The organism is Oscillospiraceae bacterium NTUH-002-81 (genome assembly GCA_032620915.1).
In the GTDB taxonomy this organism is placed as follows: domain Bacteria; phylum Bacillota; class Clostridia; order Lachnospirales; family Lachnospiraceae; genus JAGTTR01.
Window position 1 is genome coordinate 1,012,915 of record CP136052.1, and the last position, 24,907, is coordinate 1,037,821.

The 24,907-nt window shown below is 53.7% G+C and carries 22 protein-coding genes; 21 read left to right on the top strand and 1 reads right to left on the bottom strand.

The genetic code is table 11. The annotated features are described in order from the left end of the window. Positions 1-67: 67 nt before the first annotated feature. From RJD28_04895 to mgtE, 11 genes are all read left to right on the top strand, one after another. On the top strand, positions 68-844 hold the full coding sequence (locus RJD28_04895; protein WNV58853.1) for a glucose 1-dehydrogenase: 777 nt from the start codon (positions 68-70) through the stop codon (positions 842-844). 23 nt (positions 845-867) lie between these two features. Next, positions 868-1,887 carry an alcohol dehydrogenase catalytic domain-containing protein gene (locus tag RJD28_04900; GenBank protein WNV58854.1) on the top strand — a complete coding sequence of 340 codons (1,020 nt, stop codon included), beginning with the start codon at positions 868-870 and terminating at the stop codon, positions 1,885-1,887. Between the two features lie 72 nt (positions 1,888-1,959). Further along, positions 1,960-2,892: a hypothetical protein gene (locus tag RJD28_04905; GenBank protein ID WNV58855.1), complete on the top strand. Its 933-nt coding sequence runs from the start codon at positions 1,960-1,962 to the stop codon at positions 2,890-2,892. A gap of 21 nt (positions 2,893-2,913) precedes the next feature. Further along, the gene (locus RJD28_04910) at positions 2,914-3,867 is read left to right on the top strand and encodes a shikimate dehydrogenase (GenBank protein ID WNV58856.1); all 954 of its coding nucleotides are present in this window, start codon (positions 2,914-2,916) and stop codon (positions 3,865-3,867) included. 14 nt (positions 3,868-3,881) lie between these two features. Then, a complete protein-coding gene (locus tag RJD28_04915) occupies positions 3,882-4,484 on the top strand; it encodes a glucose-6-phosphate isomerase family protein (GenBank protein WNV58857.1) in 603 nt (200 codons plus the stop codon). 9 nt (positions 4,485-4,493) lie between these two features. Further along, positions 4,494-5,144: an HAD family hydrolase gene (locus tag RJD28_04920; GenBank protein ID WNV58858.1), complete on the top strand. Its 651-nt coding sequence runs from the start codon at positions 4,494-4,496 to the stop codon at positions 5,142-5,144. Between the two features lie 231 nt (positions 5,145-5,375). Further along, a complete protein-coding gene (locus RJD28_04925) occupies positions 5,376-7,154 on the top strand; it encodes a S8 family peptidase (protein ID WNV58859.1) in 1,779 nt (592 codons plus the stop codon). Between the two features lie 82 nt (positions 7,155-7,236). Continuing rightward, positions 7,237-8,154 (top strand): MoxR family ATPase, encoded by a 918-nt coding sequence (locus RJD28_04930; GenBank protein ID WNV58860.1) that lies wholly within the window; start codon positions 7,237-7,239, stop codon positions 8,152-8,154. A 125-nt stretch (positions 8,155-8,279) separates the two neighbouring features. After that, positions 8,280-10,238 (top strand): hypothetical protein, encoded by a 1,959-nt coding sequence (locus RJD28_04935; protein ID WNV58861.1) that lies wholly within the window; start codon positions 8,280-8,282, stop codon positions 10,236-10,238. Between the two features lie 70 nt (positions 10,239-10,308). Beyond that, the gene (locus tag RJD28_04940) at positions 10,309-13,482 is read left to right on the top strand and encodes a response regulator (protein ID WNV58862.1); all 3,174 of its coding nucleotides are present in this window, start codon (positions 10,309-10,311) and stop codon (positions 13,480-13,482) included. 325 nt (positions 13,483-13,807) lie between these two features. Then, on the top strand, positions 13,808-15,202 hold the full coding sequence (gene mgtE / locus RJD28_04945; protein WNV58863.1) for a magnesium transporter: 1,395 nt from the start codon (positions 13,808-13,810) through the stop codon (positions 15,200-15,202). Here mgtE and RJD28_04950 read toward each other — a convergent pair. Beyond that, positions 15,174-16,016 (bottom strand): nitroreductase family protein, encoded by an 843-nt coding sequence (locus RJD28_04950; protein ID WNV58864.1) that lies wholly within the window; start codon positions 16,014-16,016, stop codon positions 15,174-15,176. The genes mgtE and RJD28_04950 overlap by 29 nt on opposite strands. Positions 16,017-16,188: 172 nt before the next feature. Between RJD28_04950 and RJD28_04955 the strand changes: the two genes are divergently transcribed. From RJD28_04955 to RJD28_05000, 10 genes are all read left to right on the top strand, one after another. Continuing rightward, entirely contained in the window at positions 16,189-17,601 is a 1,413-nt protein-coding gene (locus RJD28_04955; GenBank protein ID WNV58865.1) for a metallophosphoesterase family protein, read from the top strand. Between the two features lie 162 nt (positions 17,602-17,763). After that, positions 17,764-19,089, top strand: a complete 1,326-nt coding sequence (locus RJD28_04960) for a tetratricopeptide repeat protein (protein WNV58866.1) — start codon at positions 17,764-17,766, stop codon at positions 19,087-19,089. Continuing rightward, positions 19,089-20,333, top strand: a complete 1,245-nt coding sequence (hflX, locus tag RJD28_04965; protein ID WNV58867.1) for a GTPase HflX — start codon at positions 19,089-19,091, stop codon at positions 20,331-20,333. The genes RJD28_04960 and hflX overlap by 1 nt, the downstream gene beginning before the upstream one ends. A gap of 119 nt (positions 20,334-20,452) precedes the next feature. Beyond that, positions 20,453-21,379 (top strand): orotidine-5'-phosphate decarboxylase, encoded by a 927-nt coding sequence (pyrF, locus tag RJD28_04970; GenBank protein ID WNV58868.1) that lies wholly within the window; start codon positions 20,453-20,455, stop codon positions 21,377-21,379. 29 nt (positions 21,380-21,408) lie between these two features. Beyond that, complete coding sequence (locus RJD28_04975; protein WNV58869.1) at positions 21,409-22,176, top strand: dihydroorotate dehydrogenase electron transfer subunit; 768 nt, start codon at positions 21,409-21,411, stop codon at positions 22,174-22,176. Next, positions 22,176-23,078: a dihydroorotate dehydrogenase gene (locus RJD28_04980; GenBank protein WNV58870.1), complete on the top strand. Its 903-nt coding sequence runs from the start codon at positions 22,176-22,178 to the stop codon at positions 23,076-23,078. The genes RJD28_04975 and RJD28_04980 overlap by 1 nt, the downstream gene beginning before the upstream one ends. 33 nt (positions 23,079-23,111) lie before the next feature. Then, positions 23,112-23,792: an orotate phosphoribosyltransferase gene (gene pyrE / locus RJD28_04985; protein WNV58871.1), complete on the top strand. Its 681-nt coding sequence runs from the start codon at positions 23,112-23,114 to the stop codon at positions 23,790-23,792. 34 nt (positions 23,793-23,826) lie between these two features. Further along, entirely contained in the window at positions 23,827-23,979 is a 153-nt protein-coding gene (locus RJD28_04990; protein WNV58872.1) for a hypothetical protein, read from the top strand. A 41-nt stretch (positions 23,980-24,020) separates the two neighbouring features. Continuing rightward, positions 24,021-24,482, top strand: a complete 462-nt coding sequence (locus RJD28_04995; protein ID WNV58873.1) for a VanZ family protein — start codon at positions 24,021-24,023, stop codon at positions 24,480-24,482. Next, positions 24,475-24,840 (top strand): DUF6142 family protein, encoded by a 366-nt coding sequence (locus RJD28_05000; GenBank protein ID WNV58874.1) that lies wholly within the window; start codon positions 24,475-24,477, stop codon positions 24,838-24,840. Before RJD28_04995 ends, RJD28_05000 begins: the two co-directional genes overlap by 8 nt. Positions 24,841-24,907 lie beyond the last annotated feature (67 nt).

Sequence of the window (24,907 nt, forward strand, 5' to 3'; positions counted from 1 at the left end):
CTTGATTTTAAAGTCCGAATGTAGTAACATAATAACATAATGAGATACCGAGAAAGGAGTCTTACAAATGACAGTATTGGAAAAGCTGTTTTCTCTGGAAGGCAAGACGATTGTTGTTACAGGGGGAGCACAGGGGATTGGTAAAGTAGTAGCCACAAGAATGGCTGAGGTTGGCGCTGACATCGTGATTTTTGATGTGCAGAAAGAGAAGGCGCAGGCAGTTGCAGATGAGATCGCTGCATCTACCGGACGCAGAACCGCAGTTTACGAGGTGGATGTTACAGACCCGGCACAGGTAAAAGCCGGCATCGATGCAGCAGCAGAGAAGATGGGCGGCCTGGATGGTCTGTTTAATAACGCGGGAATTGTTATCCATAAGTCCGCATATGATGTGAAGCCGGAAGAGTGGGCACATGTCATCAATGTGAACCTGAACGGAGAATATTATATGGCATCTGAGTTTGCAAGATACCTGAAAGCAAATAATAAGAAGGGTTCCATTGTTAATACGGCATCCATGTCCGGACATATTGTAAACTGGCCGCAGGAGCAGGCTTCCTACAATGCATCCAAAGCAGCAGTTATGCAGATGACCAAGTCTCTGGCAGTAGAGTATTGTCATGACGACATCCGTGTGAACAGCATCAGCCCCGGATACATGCGCACAGAGCTTTGTGTATTTGTTGATCAGGACTGGCAGAAGAGATGGATGGATCTGACCCCTTACGGAAGATATGGCGAGCCGTCTGAGCTTTGCGGCGCAGTGATCTATCTGCTTTCCGAGTCCGCATCCTTCACTTCCGGTGCGGATATCGTTATTGATGGTTGCTACACTTGCGTTTAGTCTGAGAAAAAGGAGATAAATATATGCGTCAGTTTGAATTGGTTGCACCAAAAACATTTGAAAAACATGAAGTGCCGATTCCGGAGCCGGGCCCGGGCGAAGTGCGTATCGCGGTCAAGTCCGTCGGAATCTGCGGATCAGATATCCACGCATATTACGGAAAACATCCGTTTATGAGTTTTCCCATCGTTCTGGGACATGAGTGCGCAGGCGTTGTGGAAAAGCTGGGAGAAGGCGTGACAAAGGTTGCTCTGGGTGACAGAGTGGTGCTTCGGCCGCAGCAGGTATGCGGAAAATGCCGTCCCTGCCGGGAAGGCAGATACAATATCTGTGAATCTCTGAAAGTGCTGGGATGCCAGTGCACCGGCGGAAGTTCTGATTTCTATGTGGCAAAGGAAGAACTGTTTTACAAGATTCCGGATCAGATCGGCTTCGGCGAGGGAACCATGATCGAGCCGTTGTCTGTAGGCGTACATGCCGTGAAGAGAATCGGTGATGTGAAGGGAAAGAAGGTGCTGGTATTAGGTGCCGGTACCATCGGTAACCTGGTGGCACAGAGTGCCAAGGGACTGGGTGCTTCCGCTGTTATGATCACTGATGTTTCCCGGGAAAAGCTGGATATGGCAGCAGAGTGCGGCATCGATTATACCGTAGATGTATCCAAAGAAGATCTGGAGGCTGTCATCAAGGAGAAATTTGGCCCGGATGGCATGGATGCGGTATATGAGTGCTCCGCAAGTCCGGCAGCACTGAATCAGGTGCTTGACATTGCAGGAAAGGGAATCCCGATCGTGATCGTTGGCGTATTTGCCGGTATGGCCAATACGAATATGGCCAATGTACAGGACAGAGAATATGAGCTGATCGGTACCCTGATGTACATAGAAGAGGATTATTTTGAAGCAATCCGTCTGGTGGACGAGGGCAAGATCAATCTGAAACGGTTGATTTCCAAAGAATACTCCATCGAAGATGTGAGCAGCGCATACCAGTATATCGAAGACAATCGAGCTACTGCTCAGAAATTGATTCTCAATATTTAAAAGGGAAGGCTGCCGGATATACAACAGAGTTCGGCAGCCGTTTCTTTCAAAACAGGAGGAACGAACAGCGTTATGATTCGTACAGTATGCAGAATGTTGACCCCGCAGGAGCTGGGGCATTGTCAGTGCCATGAACATATCTGGCTCCGCAAAGGCGCTTCCTTTCAGAGCAATGAAGCGCTGTGCATGGATGATGAGTATCGATCCCTGGCAGAGCTGAAAGAGTATGCGGCGGCAGGTGGAAGCCTGATCGTGGATGCCCAGCCCACAGGCTGCGGCAGAGATGGGCGGATGCTGGCGCAGTTGTCGGAGAAAAGCGGCGTGGATATCGTGGCTTCTGCAGGATTTCACAAGAAGATGTTCTTTGATCAGACAGAGCTGCTTTCCTGGGACAGCAAAAAGCTGGCCGATCTGTATGTCAGTGAGATCGAGAAAGGCATGACGGATACGGACGGAACGGTTTTGCCGTATCGGGCAGGCATCCTGAAGGTGGCCATGGAGAACAACTGGAACACGGATCCTGTGTATATCCGGCTGTTTGAAGCTGTGGCAGAGGCGGCGGACAGAACCGGTGCGCCGGTGATGGTACATACGGAGAAGGGGAATGACATTGCAGGGCTGATCTGCTGGTTTGAGCAGCGAAAGATCGCGCCTTCCCGGCTGCTGATCTGTCATCTGGACCGCACCCATTATGATGCTGCATATCATAAGGAAATTCTGGCATCGGGCTGCATGTTCTGTTATGACAGCGTGCACCGGCTGAAATATGTATCGGAACAGGAGGAACTGGAACTGCTGGCGGAAATGCGGGAGGCAGGACTTCTTGGCCAGATTGTGATCAGCCTGGATACGACGAATCAGCGGCTGCGGGCTTACCATGCAGCAGATATGGGTCTGGATTATATTTTGAAGGATTATATTCCCAAAATGAAGGCAATCGGGTTTACAGATGGGGATATCCACCGGATGTGTGTGGAAAACCCCGGCAAAATATTAGACTTTTGAGGAAAGAGAAGGGATATTACGATGAAATTAGAAGCAGCAACAAGACCTACCATGTACTTTATTGGCGTTACCACAGGATCTTCTTCTATCATGAAGGTGTTCCCGGAGTGGGTAAAATATCTTGGCATTGATGCCCAGATCAAGGGCATTGACATTGCCATCCACGAGAAACCGGAAGTGTACCGCGAGGTAGTAGACTTTATCAAAAAGGATCCGTTATCTCTGGGTGCCCTTGTTACCACCCACAAGATCGACATTTATGCGGCTGCTCATGACATGTTTGACGTGATCGGGCCTTACGCAAAACAGTTTGGCGAGATTTCTTCCATTTACAAAGATGGGGACAAATATTGCTGCGAGGCAAAGGATCCCATCACCTGCGGCATGGCAATGGAGGAGTTTGTTCCTGCAAATTACTGGAAAGAGCATCCGGAAGCAGGCGTGATGATCATGGGCGCAGGTGGAAGCTGTATTTCCATGTGTTCTTATTACATGAGAAATTCCGGCAAGGGCAATGATCCGAAGAACATCGTTGTGGCAAACCGTTCCACACCGAGACTGGATGAGTGCAAAAAGATCAACGAAGAGTTTTATCCGAACACCATCCCGGCAGAGTATTTCCTGACACCTGATCCGGGCCAGAACGATGACGTCATGGCAAAAGAGATGGGAGAGGGCTCTCTGATCATCAATGCCACCGGCCTTGGAAAAGACCGTCCGGGTTCTCCGCTGACAGATGCGGCACAGTTCCCGAAGAAAGCCATCGTGTGGGAGATCAACTATAGAGGCGAGCTGACCTTCATGCATCAGGCAGAGGCACAGGAGAAAGAAAAAGAACTGGATATCCAGGATGGCTGGATGTATTTTGTATATGGCTGGACACAGGTAATGGCTGATGTGTTCCACTGTGAGCTGCTTGGCGAGAAACTGAAAAAACTCAGCGAGATTGCACGTGAGGTACAGAGCAGAAAGTAGAAAGGAGATAGCATATGGCACATTTTAATGGCGGCGATAAACCGTTTGATTTTGAAAGAGGATTTGTCATTGATTTTGATCCCCAGACAGGTCTTTCCAAGACCCTGGATACGGGAAAAAGATATTTAAGCCAGATGAAAGGTATGTTTGCCGACGAGAAGGCCTATGAAGAGGCACTTGCAAAGGAAGACTCTGTTGTTTATGAGTTCCATTCCATGCCGGCACCGGAGACACCGGGCGATTTTGCTTTTGGCTGTTCTATTCTGAATCCTGGGAAAGTGGGAGATGAGTATTATTTCACGAAAGGCCATTTCCACACCATTCTCGACACCGGTGAAGTGTACTACTGCCTGAAGGGCCATGGCTATATGCTCATGGAGAACCCGGAGGGAGACTGGCTGGCACTGGAGATGAAGGCGGGAGAGACACTGTACGTGCCGAAACGCTATGCACACCGCAGTATCAACGTAAGCCCGGACGAGCAGCTCATCACTTTCTTTGTGTTCCGCGCAGATGCAGGTCATGACTACGGTACCATTGAGACCAAGGGTTATCGCAAGCTTATGGTGGAGCGTGACGGAAAACCGGCCATCATTGATAATCCGAACTGGAAGTAAGGATCGGATATGGAACAAAACGCAGATTCTGTTCTGTTTGATCTGGATGGGACGCTGTGGGATGCGGTACCGGTGATTTTTCGGGTGATTCAGGATCTTTTCCGGGATTATCCGTCTGTTCCGGCGGCGGACACAACGCTGGATGACATCTATCACTATATGGGGCTGCAGACCTGGGATATCCTGAAGCTTTGTTTTCCCGGCGCAGAGGACGAGACGGTGCAGAAGATCATGGATGATTACTGTTCCAGACTGCATCCTTATCTGAAACAGGGCGGGGCCGTGCTGTATGACGGTGTGGAGGAGACCCTTCACACATTGTCAGAGCGGTATCAGCTGTTTCTGGTGAGCAACTGCGATGCAGAATATCTGGAGGGCTTCTGGGATCTGTTCAACCTGAAACCCTATTTCACCGGCTGGATCTGTGCCGGAGGAACCGGGCGGCCCAAGGATGAAAATATCCGTATCGTGCAGAAACAGTATGGTTTGCAGCATCCGGTGTATGTCGGTGATACGAACAAAGACCGGGAGGCGGCAGAGAAAACGAATGTGCCGTTTATCCATGCGGCTTACGGATTTGGAAAAGATGTACCGGCGGTGCACAGGATCAGTAAAATTACAGAATTGCCAGATTATTTACAAACTTCTTCTATATTTTAAAACAGGCCTCGGAGCGTAAAGCTTCGGGGTCTTGTTTTATGCAAAATCAAATGAGGTGTGATACTTAGATGTGTGAACAAAGTTGTCATGTGTTGTATATGCTAAAAAAGGTACTCATATAAGTAGTTCGAAATACATATTTCCTGCATATGTTGGAAGCAAGAGGTGTGTTTGAATCTATGGAAATGTGTACAAACAAGGTATATGTGTCAAGTAGTGGAGGGTGAGTAGTTGCAGGATCAGAAACTGGAAAACCTGCTGAATCTGGCATTGGATGCAGCACCGGCAGAGCGGGAAAAATCCCTGAACCTGAATGTGGGATTTGACGAGGAGACGGACACCTGGGATGTGATCGTGAAATATTCCGGGGAGCTGACACCGGTGGAGGCGGAGACGGTGCAGGTGGTTCGGCTGCTGAATGAATATGCCATCATTACGCTGACGGAGCAGCAGCTGGAGCGGCTGGCGCAGTTCCCGCAGATCGAGTTCGTGGAAAAACCAAAACGGCTTTTCTTTGCGCTGAACAGAGGACGGGCTGCTTCCTGTGTGGATCAGGTGCGCAACCTGGGGCTGAACCTGACGGGCCGGGGCGTGCTGGTGGCGGTGGTGGACTCCGGCGTGGATTACACGCACCCGGATTTTCGAAACGAGGATGGCACCACAAGAATAGTTTCCATCTGGGATCAGACGATCCCGGCTGATGGGATGCTGGTGGAAGCAGATGGAATGGTTTTTCGCAATCTGCCGCCCAATGGCTACAGAGTGGGAACCGAATACTCCCGGGAACGGATCAATGCGGCGCTGGCAGCGGACAGTCTGGAAGAACAACAGCGTTTCGTCCCCAGCCGGGATCTGAGCGGACATGGCACAGGCGTGCTGGGCATTGCAGCGGGAAATGGGCGGGCATCTGCCGGGCGATATCGGGGCGTAGCATCGGACAGCGATATTCTGGTGGTGCGGCTGGGGACACCCAGGCAGGGAGCGGCGGGGTTTCCCAGAACCACGGAACTCATGCAGGGCATCGACTATGCGGTGCGTCGGGCGCTGGAATTGCGGCTGCCGCTGGCGCTGAATCTGAGCTTTGGCAATACCTACGGTGCCCATGATGGCTCTACTCTGCTGGCAAGGTATCTGGACGACGTGTCCAATCTGTGGAAAAGCGTCATCAGCGTGGGAACCGGGAACGAAGCGGACAAGGCAGGCCATACGGCGGGAGATGTGCGGGAGGGAGAAGTGACGGAAATCCCGTTCACCATTGGCGCCTATGAGCCTGCCTTAAACATGCAGCTCTGGAAAAACTATGCAGATGTGTATGACGTTGCCATCATCCATCCCTCCGGCCAGTCCACCGGGGAACTGCGCCGGGGGCTGGGAACACAGCGGTTTCGGCTGGGCCAGACCGAGTTGCTCATCTATTACGGGGAGCCTAGTCCGTCCAGCAAAGCCCAGGAAATTTATATAGACTTTTTACCCGTCGCGGATTACCTGGATGCGGGCATCTGGCGGATTCAGCTCCTGCCGAAGCGGATCGTCCAGGGCAATTATGACCTGTGGATGCCGTCTGCCGCTGCTCTGGGGGCGGACACGGGCTTTCTCTTTCCGATGCCGGAGACCACGCTTACCATTCCTTCCACTGCGGAACGCGTCATCTCTGTCAGCGCCTACAACGCTGCTACAGACGCCTATGCGGAATTCTCCGGCCGCGGTTACACCCGGGAATTACAGGGCATCAAGCCGGATCTTGCTGCTCCCGGTGTAGATGCCACCACCACAGCCGTTGGCGGCGGTTATCGCAGCGTCACCGGCACTTCCTTTGCGTCACCTTTTGTGGCCGGGGCGGCAGCCCTTCTCATGCAGTGGGGCATCGTGGACGGCAATGATCCTTATATGTACGGGGAAAAAGTCAAGGCACAGCTCATCTTCGGTGCCAGGAAGCTGCGAGGGGAAGCGGAGTATCCCAATTCCCGGGTAGGGTGGGGCGCACTGTGCGTGGAAAATAGCATCCCCTGATTTTGCGTCATTTTTATTGCAAAAAAGTCGCATATTTTTTTGCTTTTTGGTATACTGGACAGGAGAAAGGAAGCGGCGAGCATTGTTGGAACAATTACGGGAACTGGGGATCCGGGAGGATCTGATTGAGGAGATAAAGGCTTTCCGGGAGGCGTATCCGGTGGCGAAGGATGACTGGACGAGGATTCCTGAGCCGGAGCAGTTTTATTACGGAAAGGATGTGTGGGAGCAGGCGATCACGGCACTTCTGTGCGGGGAGAATCTGCTGCTGGTGGGACACAAGGCGACGGGCAAGAACCTGTTTGCGGAGAATCTGGCAGGGGTTTTTGGAAGGCCGCGCTGGGATGTGTCTTTTCATGTGAATATGGATGCGGCGTCGCTGATCGGCATGGATACGTTCCGGGGCGGCGAGGTGACGTTTCGGCCGGGGCCGGTGTATGCGGCGGCGAAGTCCGGGGGATTTACGGTGCTGGATGAGGTCAACATGGCGAAGAGCGAGGCGGTGGCGGTGCTACACGCGACGCTGGATTTCCGGCGGGTGATCGACGTGCCGGGCTATGAGCGGATCGAGCTGCATCCGGCGACCCGGTTTATCGCCACGATGAATTACGGATATTCCGGGACGAAGGAGCTGAATGAGGCGCTGGTATCGCGGTTTGCGGTGATCCAGATGCCGATGATCTCTCAGGAGAGCCTGATCCGGCTGATCCGCAAACATGCGCCGAAGATCCGGGAGGAGGCAGCCGGGGAGCTGGCGGCGGTGTTCTTGGATCTGCAGAAGAAATGCGAACATGCGGAGATTTCTTCGAAGGCGCTGGATCTGCGGGGGCTTCTGGGATCGGTGGGCCTGATGGAGAAGGGACTGGATGTCCACACGGCGCTGGATATGGGCATTACGAATAAGTCGTTTGATCCCTATGAGCAGACGCTGATCCGGGATACGATCCGGGCGAGGATCCCGCGGAAAACACAGAGGCAGGATTTTTTCGAAAAAGAATAAAGTCAGATACAGGAAATGCAATGAAAAAATAGCAGAGTAAGCGGTAGTTGCATGACACCCGGAAAAGCGACCTGCAGAGTGCAGGGATCGTAATTTTCAGGGCGTTGGGGAGAAAGATTTACAGAATGGAAGAGCAGGCGTTAAGGGAAGCGAAACGTGCACACAATTTCATATGGGCAGCAGCGGAGGATTATGGATTTGAACCGCTTTTTCTTGCATTTTCGCCGGACGGAATGGCGGATCTGTATCTGAATCTGATCATCGGGCTGGCGCACAAATGGTGCGAGCAGGAGAAGCTGGATGCGTTTTTTGAACAGCTAGGCGGAAAAGACGAGGAGCTGTATGAGGGACTGCTCTGGATCGGCCTGGAAAATGCATTGTATGAAAAGGAGCAGAAGGTGCGCCCGGCGCTGACGGCGCTCCGGCAGGAGTATGCCCGGGAGAGCCTGCAGCGATACCAGCGTTACAGGGAGTATGCCAGGATCGAGCAGCTGCGAAACGGGCACTGCCGGGAGATCCTGGGGGAGCCCTCGGGCCTGCCGGAGGAGGAAGAGCGGATTTTACACGCATTTTCCTATACGGGGGACATGACGACGGAACAGCTTCTGGAGCGCACCCGTGACAATCTGTGGCAATATTTTTCCTATCGGCCGACAGCGGGCAAAACGCAGGACGGCATTTATTTTCTGCAAAAGGTGGCAGGCGCTTTTCATTCGGTGGGCAAGGTGAGCAACACCTATGTCCGGGCGAAGCAGTATGAAGATGAGAATGCATCTACAGACGGAAAAGCGGGGACGATGGAACAGGCCAGACACTATCTGCTGCAGTTTTCTGTGCACCGGGATCCGGAGGAGACAAAGCGGTATGTGGAAGCCTGTTTTGGAAAGAGCATGTACACGGAACAGCAGCAGGAGGAAGTGGAGCGCCAGCTGTGCACGGGCAATCATAAGAACAGTCATCTATTGTTTACGCGGGGACGTACCATCATACCAAAACACACGACATCCGTGCAAAATACAATTACACCGGTATCATCAAGAACAGCAGCGGCTATGGGGGCAGAACATCCATCAGCAATGCGAAATGAGGGCCTCGAGGATGAATCGGCACACACACCGATGCCTTGGAACATGTCTAAGGCAAGTATAACGGAAGATATACAGGAATCACAGGGCGCAAAGCCCGAAACAATGCCCGAGCAGGAGTCCACCATTGCTGCGCACGGCTTTCATGAAAAAAGGGAAGCCCGCGAGATCCGGGAATTTCAGACGGAATGCGCCGAACAGTACCGGAAAAATAAAGCGCATTTCGAGCAGAACCGCGCCATTTACCAGAACAGCATCCGCAAGCTGACGGAGAGCCTGAAAGTCTGCCTGGAGACGCAGGACGAGACATTTCCGACCATGGCCACGCACGGGAGAATCCACGCCCCCAGCGTCTGGAAGGCGGTGTATCTGGACAATCCCCGGGTATTTGCACACAGGGAAGAGGTGGAGATCCCGGGATTTTCGGTGGATATTCTCATGGATGCTTCCTCCTCGCGGAAACAGATGCAGGAGCAGATCGCAGCCCAGGCGTATGTCCTGGCGGAGAGCCTGGGACAGTGCGGGATCCCGGTCCAGATTTATTCCTACTGCAGCATCCGCGGCTTCACCGTGATGCGGCTGTTCCAGAGTTACGACGAGACGGTCAGGAGCGATGCGCTGTTTCACTATGTGGCGGCCGGAAACAACCGGGACGGGCTGGCGCTGCGGGCGGCAGGCCATCTGATGGAGACGGGAAGCAAAGCCAGGAAAATCCTGCTGGTGCTGACGGATGCCAGCCCTCAGGATGACCAGGATGCCGGGGAGGGTGCTTTCTATAAAAATAAAGAATACACGGATCTGCTGGCGGTGCAGGACACGGCAAGGGAAGTGCGGGCGCTGAAGCAGAAAGGCATCCAGGTGATCGGTATTTTCATGGGAAGTCCCCGGGGCGGCCAGGTGGCCGGTGAGATTTTCGGACGGGAGCTGGTGAAGATCCGGAACATCGGTGAATTTTCCGGCGCGGTGGGAAGAATTTTGCGGGAAGTAATTCTTTCCTGAGCTTGCGCAGCGGGAGAAAACTGGTTACAATAGGGCTAAAGGAAATTTGGTCGAAAAGGCGATGAGACTGGTGAAAAATACGAAGAAAACAGACAAGAGAATGGCATATATCATGCGTGGCAGCATGTCCGTGCTGACGGCGGTACTCATTGTTTTATTTTTTGGCATTATGTCCATGGTGAGCAGCATTCAGGGTACTGCCCGGGTAGTAAACTACGCCGGTCTGGTGCGGGGCTGCACCCAGCGGATCATCAAGCTGGAGGATGCCGGACAGCCTCAGGACGGCCTGATCGAAAGTGTCACTTCTTATATTCAGGGACTGCGCTATGGCAGCGAAGATCTGAATCTGGTGCGGCTGGATGATCGCGCTTTTCAGGAAAAAATGGAGGAGCTGGATGCCTATTTCCAGGAGCTGAAGGCGGAGATCCTGCTGGTGCGGGAAAAGGGCTACGAGAGCACGCAGATCATTGAGAAAAGTGAGCATTTCTTCGGCGTCTGCGATGAGGCCACAGGCCTTGCGGAGGCGTACTCTCAGCGAAAAGCGTCTGCCCTGAGCACGCTGGAGAAAATCGTGGTGGCGGATATCATCGGCCTGGTGCTTCTGCTGGCTTTTGAGCTAGTGAAGGCGCTGCGGTATGCGGCCCAGAACCGGATTTTGCAGAGCAAGGTTTATCTGGACGAAGCCACCGGACTGCCGAATAAAAATAAATGTGAAGAAGTTCTGGAGCAGCCGGTGCCCGGCACGGACGGACCGGGTCTGGCGGTGTGCTCTTTTGACCTGAACAATCTGCGGACGATCAACAACAACTGCGGCCATGAAAAGGGAGACGAGTACATCCGTGCCTTTGCGCAGCTGCTGCGAAAAGTGGTGCCGGAGTCCTGCTTTGTGGGCCGCAATGGCGGCGATGAGTTTCTGGCGGTGCTGCGGGGCATGAACCATGTGGGCGTGCGGGAATGCCTGCGGGAGCTGCGGCATCAGGCGGATCTGTATTCCGCGGAGCACCCGGATCTGCCCATCAGCTATGCCAGCGGGTATGCCCTGTCCGGCGACCATGAGGGCAGCGATATGCGGGAGCTGTTCCGGTTTGCCGACAAAAATATGTACGTGGACAAGAACCGGGCGAAGATGGAGGAGGCTGCCAGACAGCAGCATTTTGATTCCCGTCTGCTGGAAGAGCTGCGCAGGCAGAGCTTTCATTTTTCGGACTGTATTTACTGCGACGCCCTGCTGGATCAGTACCGGGTACTGCGGGCAAGCTCGGATTTCTTTCTGGCGGAGGACGGCAGCTATTCCGGCGCGGTGGAGCAGATCGCCCAGGAGCTTGCCACCATGGACAACTGGCAGAGCCTGTGGAAAAAGCTGCAGCTGTCTTTTCTGAAGGAACATCTGTGGAAAGATGCGCGCAGGCTGGACATTCCGTTTGTGTATGAGGATGGGGCGTGCACCCATCAGGGGCGGCTGACGGTGCTGTTCCACGATGCCACTGCAGACGGGCGGCTTCATCATTTTGTCCTCGGCATGGAAGAGTATCACGAAAACGCAGGCGGCCGCGTGGATGAAAAACAGCAGCTGATCCGCTATTATGACCAGCTGAAGCAGTCGGTGCTGGAAAACAGCAACTACGTAGATGCGCTGATGGATTCGGCGGAGGCGGTGTATTCGGTGGATCTGACCAATGACCGTCTGGAAAATGTATTTTATCATGTGGCGGTCAGGTCTTTTGATCTGCAGGTGGCGACGCCCTGTTCCTATGATGCCTATTGCCGGGAGCGCAGCGCGTTTGTGACGGAGGAGACGCTGGAAAATTACCGGATCACGGATTCGGCTTACAAGCTGCTGGAACGGTTTGCCGGCGGGGACAAGCAGGTGACGGTGGAGTATCAGGAAAAAGCGGACAGCGGCGAACTGCTCTGGCTGCAGAAGACGGTACTCATGTCCCGCAATGTTTTTTATCATCAGGAAACGAAACAGGAGAGCGAGGTCATCCGGGCGATCATTCTGTTCAAAAATACTTCGGCCTTTCATGAAAAGGAAGAACGGGAAAAGGAGCGGCTGCAGGAAGCTTATGCGTCGGTGGATTCGGCCAGCAGGGCAAAGACGGAGTTCCTGCACCGGCTCAGCCACGATGTGCGCACGCCCATCAACGGCATTCTGGGCATGCTGGAGATCATCCGCAAAAACCGGGAGGACGGGCAGAAGGTGGACGAATGCCTGGACAAGATGCGGGTATCTGCCAGCCATCTGCTGGATCTGGTCAATGATGTGCTGGATATGAGCAAGATCGAAGCAGGACAGGGGCAGGCCGGGCAGGAAGCCTTTTCCCTGCCGCAGCTGATGGATGAGGTGGCGGCGCTGATGAGCGCCCAGCTGACCCAGACGGGGCTGACTCACCGGCGGCATCGGGAGGACATGCACCACACGGCTTTGCTGGGCAGTCCGGTGCTGCTGCGGCAGATCATGGTCAATCTGTTCAGTAATGCGGTGAAATATAACCGGCCGGGCGGCTGCGTGGACACCAGTGCCCGGGAGATTTTCTCGGACGGCACGACGGTATTTTATGAATTCCAGATTACAGATACGGGCATCGGCATGAGCGAAAGCTTTGTGAAAGAGCAGCTGTTCCAGCCCTTTACCCAGGAGAAAACCGATGGCGGCAAAGTGCCATATCAGGGCAGCGGCCTTGGCATGTCCATTGTGAAGGGGCTGCTGGAACAGATGCAGGGCTCCATGCAGGTACACAGTGCGCTGGGCGTGGAAACGACCTTTACCTTCCAGATCCCGTTTTTGATTGACAAGGAGGCAGAACCTCAGACGGATGAAAGTGGGGAAACGGCCGGAAAGGAACTGTCTGGTATCCGGGTTCTTCTGGAGGAGGATAACGAGATTAATATGGAGATCGCCCAGTTTTACCTGACGGATCACGGCGCCCAGGTGGCGAAAGCGACCAACGGGCGGGAGGCTGTGGCGCTGTTGGCGGCGTCTGTGCCGGATACCTACGATGTGGTGCTCATGGATCTGCAGATGCCGGTGATGGGCGGCCTGGAAGCGTCCCGCCGGATCCGGGAACTGGAGTCCGCCGATGCGAAGACATTGCCTATTCTGGCAATGACTGCCCAGGGAAGCGAAGGCACCGCGCAGCAGTGTAAGGATGCGGGAATGTGCGGGTACATTCTCAAACCGATAGAGCCCCATGATCTGATCGGACAAATTTTACGGCATCGGAAAACCATCGTTTTCCGTTAAGAAAAAGCAGGTGATATCGCCTGTTTTTTCTTTTGTAAAAGGAATTAGATTTAACGCAAATCCAGTTGATTTTTTGAAAAAAAGTGTTTAGAATAATCACAGGAATTCTAAAATAAATTTTCAAAGGCAGGTGGACAGAATGGACAGTTGTGATGCTCACGGGCGAAGTAGAGGCATAGAATGGGAAGCAAACGCACAAAAGGGGAATCACAGCCGGACATCTGTCCCTGCTTTTTTCTGATGCGCATTTCTTCCTATTCTATGATTCTATGAGAATCCCGGAAGGACCGTATTTTGCAGACGGATAGAATGGAGGGAAAACGGAATGGAAAAGGGTGTACAGGATCACAAACAGGAGATCCTCAACATTATCAGAAGCAACGTTTCACCGGCGGCCATGACGAGCCGCCTGGAAGATTTCCACGAAAACGACCTGGCGGACGTGCTGCCGGATCTGACCGTGCCGGAGCGGTGCAAGCTGTACCGGATCATGGATCTGGACATGCTGTCTGATATTTTTGAATACACAGATGAAGCGGGTGCGGCAGAGTATCTGCAGGAGATGGACATCAAGAAAGCGGCGGCGATCCTGTCCCGGATGGAGACGGATTTCCTGGTGGATGTGCTGCAGAAGATCGACAAAGGCAGACGCAAGCTGCTGATCGAGCTGATGGACGATGACGTGCGGCATGACATTGAGGTGATCGCGTCTTTTGATGAGGATGAGATCGGCAGCCGTATGACGACCAACTGTATCATCATCCGGGAAAATCTCACCGTCAAGCAGGCTATGAGCAGCCTCATCGGACAGGCGGCCAAGAATGACAATATTTCCACGCTGTTTGTGGTGACAGAGGGACAGAAGTTTTACGGTGCCATTGATCTGAAAGATCTGATCATTGCCCGGCAGGATCATTCCCTGGAGGAGCTGATCGTGACTTCCTATCCTTATGTATATGCGGAGCAGGAGATCGATGACTGTATCGAAGATCTGAAGGACTATTCCGAGGACTCCATTCCCGTGCTGGACAACGACAACCGGCTGCTGGGCGTCATCACCTCCGCCAGCATCATCGATCTGGTGGACGATGCTATGGGCGAGGACTACGCCATGCTGGCAGGTCTTACCGCGGAGGAGGATCTGAAAGAGCCCCTGCGGGAGAGCATGAAAAAACGTCTTCCCTGGCTGATCGTGCTGCTGGGACTGGGCATGGTAGTGTCCTCTGTGGTGGGCATGTTTGAGCATGTGGTGACGGAGCTGCCCATTATCATGTGCTTCCAGTCGCTGATCCTGGATATGGCCGGAAACGTGGGTACCCAGTCGCTGGCTGTGACCATCCGGGTGCTGATGGACGAGTCCCTTACCGGCAAGCAGAAGGCGGAGCTGGTCGTCAAGGAAATGAAGATCGGTTTCTGCAATGGCGGTCTGCTGGGACTGTTGTCCTTTGTATGTATCGGCTTATATATTTATCTGTTTAAAGGAAAATCGCTGCTGTTCGCTTATGCGGTGTCCGGCTGCATCGGCGCGGCTCTGCTGCTGGCCATGGTCATTTCCAGCGCCGTGGGTACGTGTATCCCGCTGTTTTTCAAGAAAGTGAACATTGACCCGGCGGTGGCTTCCGGCCCGCTGATCACCACGGTGAACGACCTGGTGGCAGTTGTCGCGTACTATGGGCTGAGCTGGATATTCCTCATTCAGATGTTACAGCTGGTGGGATAGGGTCAATATACGTCTTCACCAGATCCATGTGCAGAACGTATTCTTTCTTCAGTGCGGCCAGCTTCTGGTAGTGGGGCGTGGCGCCGTGGATCTTCTGCGCTTCGGTATCGGTCCATTCCTCAATGAGGCACATGGCGTCGGCGTCATCCTCGGGGCAGAAATAGTCGTAGCGCAGATTGCCGGGCTCTTTCCGGGAGCATGGCGCTGCTTCGATCTCCTCAAACTTTTTCAGAAATTCCTCCCGGGTGCCGGGTTTCAGCGTGTAGCGGACGTTCACCAGCAGATGGGCGTCCATGGCCTCCTCATGCACTTTTTCTGTTTTCAGTTCTTCCAGGCTGTGGGGCGCCGGAGTGGCTGCCGGCATGCCGAGAGAGAGGATGGCTTCCAGACGGAGACGCTGGGGAAAATGCAGCAGCTCCCGCAGGTATTCCTCGGAGCTGCTGCCGTCAGCGGCCTCCCGGTTTCGGCCCTGGATCCAGCAGCTGCCGATGCCCAGGCTGCTGGCCATGAGATGCATGCTTGCCATGACGATGGAGCAGTCCTCTGTCCATACGTCTGTGACGGTCTCATCGCCCAGAACGACAATGGCTGCCGCTGCGCCGGTGAGCATGTTGGCTGCGCCGGTGCGGGCTGCGGCCATCTTTTCCAGTGTCTCTTTATTTTTCGCAACGATCAGTTCCCAGGGACGGCGGTTGCAGCTGGACGGGGAAAGAAGACCCGCCTGTACGATCTTTGTCATTGCGTCTTCCGGGATCGGGGCGCCGGTATACTGTCTGATACTGCGCCGGTTCTGCATGATTTCCAGTAATTCCATAAATAATCCCTTCCTTTCTTTTGCACACATTATAACCCCGAATAATCAAAAAAGGAAATGGATTCTTAAGAATATTTAAGAATAAATTCTTTGACTTTCCCCAAAGCTTGTGGTGTACTAGTGTTAAGGTTATGTAAAATTGAGAGAGAATTTCAAAGAGGAGGATGTATTTATGAAAAAGAACAGTCACAAACGATGGTCATTTTTCCTGTGCCTGCTCATGGTGCTTTCCCTCACAGCTGTTGGATGCGAGAAGAAATGTTCTGATGACGAGATATTTGTTCCTGACCAGGAGCAGACGGAGGGCGAAGGCGACGCTGCAGATACACAGGATACAGCAAATGCAGAAGAACCGGCCGCAGAGCCGGAGACACAGACCCCGGACAGCGTGCCGGAGGCGTCCGGATATACCGCGCCGGAGGCAGATACCAATGTAAGCTATGTGGTGCTGGGCGTGGGCAGTGATCAGTCCCAGGTGGTGCTGACCTGGTATGGTCTCAGCGGCAACGCGGGCAAGGCAGTGGTAGCCAAGGCTTCCGAGATGAGCGGCAACACTTTCCCGGTGACGGCTCTTCTGGCAGATTCCACGATATATTCTGCCAATTACAACGGCTATAACGTGAACACAGCGACGGTGACCGGGCTGGAACCGGACACGACCTATCAGTATATGGTAGGAAATGAAGAAGGATGGTCCGCCATGCACAGTTTCCGCACGGCCAAGAGCGGAGAGACGAACATCCTTGTGACCGGAGATATTCAGTTGGGTACCGGTGATGATGATGCGGCCAGTATCGAGAACTGGAAGCGGATTTCCCGGGAGACGAAGGAAAAGTTTCCGGAATACAATCTGCATCTGAACATGGGCGATGTGACGACGATGCCCTTTGAGGATCATTACATCAATGTGCTGACTTCCCCTATGTTTACCGACTATCCTACGGCGGTCGTGCTGGGCAACCATGACTATGCCAATCTGTACCAGATGCATTTTTCCAGACCGAACCAGAGTGATTTCGGCGCCCGGAATGAACTGCAGAACGGCAACTTTTGGTTCCGGTACGGGGATACGCTGTTCATGGAACTGAATTATATGATCGAGACCGATGACATTCTCATTGAGCATGGTTACTTTATCAAGCAGGCGATCGAGGCCAATCCGGACTGCAAATGGAAGGTTGTGATGATGCATTATTCTCCGTACAGCAGTGTGGAGAAATATCAGAAGTATTCCAATGAGAACCGGGAATACTGGCTGAAAGTGTTTGATGAGAATGATATCGATGTGGTGCTCAATGGCCATGACCATGCATATACAAGAACGTATATCATCAAGAATGGTCAGCCTCAGGTGACAGACGCATCATCTGTGACGAACCCGGACGGCACGCTTTATCTGACATTCGGATCTGCCAGCGGCAGTCAGTATCATGACGTGAGTCCTTTGTCTGTGGCAGCCAAGTGCATTCAGAACAATCATCCGCAGATGTCTACACTGAATATCACAGACAGCAGCTTCAAGATGACTTTGTACGATGCAGATACATGGGAAGTACTGGATCAGTTTGAAATCGTGAAAAATTAATGATATACTGTAAGAGCATCCGGGCCGACAGCGGAACCGGGTGCTCTTTTGTGAATACGCGAGAGCAGAAGTATCGAAGCAGAAGAAAACAGCGAAAGTAAAAAAAATAAATAGTGAAATAGTAGAAGAATGATATAAAGGAAGATAGGAGAGACGACCGGAATGAGGAAACAGGCAGTTCTGATCGCCCTTCTGGCGGCAGCGTTGGTGCCGGGAGGATGTGCAAAAAAGAATACGGAAAGTCAGGAGCAGGCCGCGGCGACGAAAAACGAGGCAGCAGCCGACATCAGCGGCCAGACCGGAGCCGACATCAGCGGCCAGACCGGTCAGGATACCCAAAGCACCGGGGCCGACAACCAGACCGGAACGGAAACACAGAGCAGTGGAGCCGACACCCAGAGTACTGCCGCCGACAGCCAGACGGGGACAGATACTCAGAATACCGAGGCAGGAAGCCAGGCCGGAACGGACAACACTGTTGCCGCATCAGTAGCAACGGTCTCTGCGGAGGACGCCGCGGCAGCCCTGACCCAGGGGAATACCCTGCTCACCCAGGGCGAGTATGAGTCCGCCGCCACAGCTTTCAACCAGGCCATCGCAGGCAAGGCTGACCTGGAAGCAGCATACCGGGGACTGGGGATCGCCAGACTTGCCATGGGAGAGTATGAGGATGCCATCACAGCCTTTGACGCGGCACTGGCCAACGCGGGAGCGGACGCCCAGGAGATGGAGTACGATATTTCCTATTATAAAGCGTCTGCACTGGTGCGTCTGGATCGGCTCAACGATGCACTGGACGTGTACAACAATCTGGAGGCTTACAAGCCGGAGGTGAAGACGTACACTGGCCGGGGCGCGGTCTATGCCCGCATGGGCAATCTGGACATGGCCCGGGCGGATTTTGACAAGGCCGTATCCATGGACAGCAAGAACTATGAGCGTTACATGGAGATCTATCAGGTGCTGGCGGCGGCAGGCCGTGCAGATGTGGGACAGGAATATCTGAAAAAAGCGCTGGACATCGACAAGGACAAGAATAAGAACCGGCTGGAAAAAGGCAAGGTTTACTATTATATGGAGCAGTACGATAAGGCGAAGACCGAGCTGGAGCAGGCGGACAGCAGCCAGAACCCGGAGGTGACGCTGTTCCTGGCGAAAACCTACGAGGCACTGGGAGATCCGTCCTATGCCCAGAACCTGTACCGACAGTATCTGGATCAGGACGGGTCGGACGGCAGCATTTACAATCTGATCGCGGTTTCCCAGATGAAGGCCGGGGATTACGAGGGTGGTCTGGCTACGATCCAGGAGGGGCTTCAGAAGGCTTCCTCCGGCAAGCAGGAGCTGTACCGCAACGAGATCGCCGCCTACGAGTATCTGCTGAATTTTTCAGAGGCAAAGACAAAGATGGAAGCCTATCTGGCCGCTTATCCGGAGGACAGTGAGGCGGCCAGGGAATATATATTTTTAAAATCCAGGAGTAAATAATGCAGGAATTTTTTAAAACAGAGACAATCCAGGAGCGGGTGCTCCTGATCGGCGTGCGGACGGGGGAGGCAGATGATACCGACGGCTCGCTGGATGAACTGGAAGAGCTGGTGAAGACCGCCGGGGCGCTGACGGTAGGGCGGGTGATCCAGAACCGGGAAGCTGTCCACCCCACCACCTACATCGGCAAGGGCAAGATCGACGAGGTGCGGGCGCTGGCAGCAGAGACGGATGCCTCCGGCGTGGTGTGCGACGATGAGCTTTCCCCGGTGCAGCTGCGGGAGCTGGAAGACGAATTACAGATGAAGGTCATGGACCGGACGCTGGTCATTCTGGATATTTTTGCCGGGCGGGCCACCACCAGCGAGGGCAAGATCCAGGTGGAACTGGCCCAGCTGAAATACCGGCTCACCAGGCTCACCGGCCTGGGCCGTTCCCTGTCCCGTCTGGGCGGCGGCATCGGCACGAGAGGCCCGGGCGAGAAAAAGCTGGAGATGGACCGGCGGCTCATCCGCGACCGGATCGCCCAGCTGAACCGGGAGTTAAAGGAAGTGAAGCGGCACCGGGAGGTGACCCGGACGAAGCGGGAGAAGCAGTCCGTGCCGGTGGCGGCCATCGTGGGCTATACCAACGCAGGCAAATCCACCCTGCTTAATACGCTGACGGACGCCGGGGTGCTGGAGGAGGATAAGCTGTTTGCCACGCTGGATCCCACCACCAGAAGCCTGACCCTGCCGGGGCGACAGGAGATCCTGCTCACCGATACGGTGGGATTTATCCGCAAACTGCCCCACCACCTCATTGAAGCGTTCAAGAGCACGCTGGAGGAAGCCAAATATGCGGACATCATTCTGCACGTGGTGGATGCCTCCAATCCCCAGATGGACGTACACATGCATGTGGTGTACGAGACGCTGCGGGAGCTGGGGGTGAAGGACAAGAAGATCATCACCCTGTTTAACAAACAGGATGCCCGGACGGAGAACGGCATTCTGCGGGATTTCAAGGCAGACCGGACACTGCCCATTTCGGCCAGGACGGGCCAGGGGATGGACGAACTGAAGGAACTGCTGGGAGAGCTTCTGCGGGAAAACAAAGTATATGTGGAGCGGATCCTTTCTTACGCGAACGCCGGGCTGGTGAATCTGATCCGGGGAAAAGGGGAACTTCTGTCGGAAGCATATGAGGAAGACGGCATTCATGTGAAGGCGTATGTGCCCATGGAAATTTACCATCTTCTTTAGGCTGCCGCATGTTTACATTCCATGTAAAAAATGCTATGATAGTAAAAATGTTTTGGAAAAAGAAGCACTGATACAGGAGAAGCGTCGGGGAGATCCCCGGCCAGGAGGAGGATATACGAATGGTTGACAAGATGATACGAAAGATTCGCCAGACAAATGCACCGATTGTGGTTGGTCTGGATCCGATGCTGAGCTACATTCCGCACCATATCAAGCGGGAGGCTTACGAGGAGTTCGGCGAGACGCTGGAGGGGGCAGCTGAGGCAATCTGGCAGTTCAACCGGGAAATCATTGACAAGACCTACGATCTGATTCCGGCGGTGAAGCCGCAGATCGCCATGTATGAGCAGTTCGGCATTGAGGGCCTCAAGGCGTTCAAGCGGACGATCGACTATGCGAAGGCAAAGGATCTGATCGTCATCGGCGATGCCAAGCGCGGAGATATCGGTTCCACATCCGCAGCCTATGCGGTGGGACATCTGGGCCGCGTAGAAGTGGGCAGCAAGAAATATGCGGGCTTTGATGAGGATTTTGCAACGGTGAACCCGTATCTGGGAACCGATGGCATCAAGCCTTTTGTGGACGTATGCAAGGAAGAGAACAAGGGCATCTTTATTCTTGTAAAGACCTCAAATCCGTCCAGCGGAGAATTTCAGGATCGGCTCATCGACGGCAAGCCGCTGTATGAGTGGGTCGGCGAGATGGTAGACAAATGGGGTCAGGATCACATGGGCCAGGAGGGCTACAGCTATGTGGGGGCCGTAGTCGGCGCTACTTATCCCGAGATGGGTAAGATCTTACGGAAAATTATGCCGAAGTCCTATATCCTTGTGCCGGGTTACGGTGCACAGGGCGGCAAGGGCAAGGATCTTGTAAACTTCTTTAATGAGGATGGACTGGGTGCCATCGTCAATTCTTCCCGCGGCATTATCGCGGCATACCGGCAGGATCAGTACGCCAAGTTCGGACCGGAGAATTTCGGTGACGCATCGAGACAGGCCGTACTGGACATGATTGCAGATATTAATCAGGCGCTTGGCCATTAATTTCCATAGACAACGAAGGAGACATGACAATGTCAGAGAAATATAAAGAACGGGTAACCGTAGTGTACCAGAGCTGTATCGCCGCAGGCGTGTACAGCATCTGGCTGCAGACTGCCCAGATCGCAGCAGCGGCTGTGCCGGGACAGTTTGTGTCTGTATACAGCAACAACGCCAGCCGGATCCTGCCCAGACCCATCAGCATCTGTGAGATCAATAAGAATTCCGGCATGATCCGCCTTGTTTACCGGGTGGTGGGCGAAGGCACGGAAGAGTTCTCCCATCTGGTGCCGGGAGACAGCGTAGACATCATGGGCCCGCTGGGCAATGGCTTTTCCCTACAGGAGAAGTCCGCACTGCTCATCGGCGGCGGCATCGGTATTCCGCCCATGCTGGAGCTGGCAAAGCAGTGGCCGGGGGAGAAGGCTGTGGTGGCCGGTTATAAGGATGAGACATTCCTGCTGGACGATTTTGCCCAGTATGCAAAGGTATATACGGCAACAGAGGATGGCAGCAGCGGTGTGAAGGGAACGGTCATTGATGCGATCCGCGCCAACCAGCTGCAGGCAGACGTGATCTGCGCCTGCGGCCCCACCCCCATGCTGCGTGCCCTGAAAGCGTATGCCCAGGAGAACGGCATCGAGTGCTGGATTTCCATGGAAGAGCGGATGGCCTGCGGTGTCGGCGCCTGTCTGGCCTGTGTCTGTCAGTCTACAGAAGTGGACGGACACTCCCATGTGCACAACAAGCGCATCTGTAAGGACGGCCCGGTATTCCGGGCAGAGGAGGTGGAGCTGTGATGAACACGAAAGTAAATCTGGCCGGTGTGGAACTGAAGAATCCGGTGATGACCTGTTCAGGCACCTTCGGCTCCGGTATGGAATATGCGGAGTTTGTTGACTTAAGCCGTCTGGGCGCTGTGGTGACCAAGGGCGTGGCAAACGTGCCCTGGCCGGGCAATCCGACCCCGCGGGTGGCAGAGGTGTATGGCGGCATGCTCAATGCCATCGGTCTGCAGAACCCGGGTATCGATGTATTCTGTGAGCGGGATATCCCGTTTTTACAAAAATATGACACAAAGATCATTGTCAATGTGTGCGGACGCACGACGGAGGACTACTGTGAGGTGGTGGACCGTCTGGCAGAGCAGCCGGTGGATATGCTGGAGATTAACATTTCCTGCCCTAACGTGAAGCACGGCGGCATTGCCTTCGGCCAGGATCCGAAGGCGGTGGAGGCCATCACCAAAGCAGTGAAGGAACGGGCAAAACAGCCCATCATCATGAAGCTGAGCCCTAACGTGACGGATATCGCAGAGATGGCGCGGGCGGCAGAGGCCGGCGGCGCGGATGTGATCTCCCTGATCAACACCATCACCGGCATGAAGATCGATGTGAACCGGCGGAAATTCGTGCTGGCCAACAAGACCGGCGGTATGTCCGGCCCGGCAGTGAAGCCGGTGGCACTGCGCATGGTGTACCAGGTGGCCCAGGCAGTCAAAGTGCCTGTCATCGGTATGGGCGGCATTTCCACGGCGGAGGACGCGCTGGAATTCATTCTGGCAGGTGCCACAGCAGTGTCTGTGGGAACGGCCAATTTCGCAGATCCGCAGGCGACGGTGAAGATCATCGAAGGCATTGAGGCCTATATGAAAGCACAGGGGGTAGCGGATATCCACGAGCTGATCGGTGCAGTGCAGTAGACATCCGTTTTGATAAAAGGAGGAAGAGAAACAATGGAAAGTTATAAGCAGGAGTTTATTGAGTTCATGGTGGAATCTGACGTGCTCAAATTCGGTGAGTTCACGTTAAAGAGCGGAAGAAAATCTCCGTTTTTCATGAACGCAGGTGCCTATGTGACCGGTTCCCAGTTAAAGAGACTGGGCCAGTATTACGCAAAGGCCATTCACGATAAATATGGTGATGATTTTGACGTGCTGTTCGGACCCGCATACAAGGGCATTCCGCTGGGCGTTGTGACAGCCATCGCTTTCAGTGATCTGTACGGCAAGGAGATCCGTTACTGCTCCGACCGGAAGGAAGAGAAGGATCACGGCGCAGACAAGGGCAATTTCCTGGGAAGTGCTCTGAAGGACGGCGACCGCGTGGTGATGATCGAGGATGTGACCACTTCCGGCAAATCCATGGAGGAGACCGTGCCCAAGGTAAGAGGCGCAGCCAACGTGGAGATCGTGGGCCTGATGGTGTCCCTGGACCGGATGGAGGTCGGCAAGGGCGGACAGAAGTGCGCGCTGGAAGAGGTGCATGACCTGTACGGCTTCCCCACCAATGCCATCGTGACCATGGCTGACGTGGTAGAGCATCTGTACAACCGGCCGTGTCAGGGCAGAGTGCTCATCGACGACACGCTGAAAGCTGCCATTGATGCATACTATGAACAGTATGGTGTAAAATAATCTCGTCTGTCTGCAATAAGGAGGGAGTGCTTACATGAGTGAAAAAGCATATAAGACCATGGCCCAGACCGGGGCTGCCAATCTTGTGCTTGGAATTGTAGTTCTTGTTACAGGAATCACAGCAGGTGTGCTTCTGCTCGTGCAGGGCGGGCGTCTGCTGAAAAACAAGTCGGATCTGACCTTTTAAGGGTCGGTCCGACTTCCTTGGATTTAAAAGGAAGAATCATATTGGAGATCAGAACAGCAAACAAAATTCGAAAGATAGGGAAGATCCTGTTTTTGCTGTATATGCTGGCGGTCGTTTATCTGATGTTCTTTTTTGAAAAATACGACCGGACACTGGCAGACCGGCAGTACCTGTTCAATCTGGTGCCGTTCCGGGAAATCAGGAGATTTATTGTGTACAGGGATGTCCTGGGGACATCCGTCGTGATAGAGAATCTAATCGGCAATATTATTGGATTTGTGCCATTTGGCTACATCCTGCCGTTGATATACAAGAATAAGAGAAAGTTCTGGCTGATCACACTGCTGACGGCAGAGTTCAGCCTGTTCATTGAACTGACCCAGCTGATGCTCCGGGTAGGAAGCTGCGACATTGATGATATCATCTTAAATACGTGCGGCGGCATGCTGGGATACGGGCTGTTTTTTATCAGCAACAGAATAAGGAGAAAAATCGATGGATGACAGACCGATTATTTTGAATCGAGATCCGAAAGAGAAGCAGATCTATGTCGGCAACGCCAACTACAGATTTGACAATAAAACCAATGCGAGAGGCGGCATTCTGTCCATCATCCTGGGCGCGGTGTCGGCGGTGGCTTTTGGGGCCTGTATCTACGGTGCTTACCGGGTGAAGGGAGAAGGATCCCTCGTTCTGGGGGCTGCCGGGTTTATGGGGCTGCTTATTGCCCTGGCCGGTTTTATCATCGGGATCATGAGCTTCCAGGAGGAAGACCGGCATTATGTGCTGTCTCGGATCGGCGTGCTGCTGAACTTTGCCATCATGCTATTGTGGGGCAGCATGTATTTGATCGGGATCTAAAAACGGACTGGAAACGCAGGAACAAATGTCCTGGACCGGTGTGACCGGGATCAGGGCGTGTTGACAG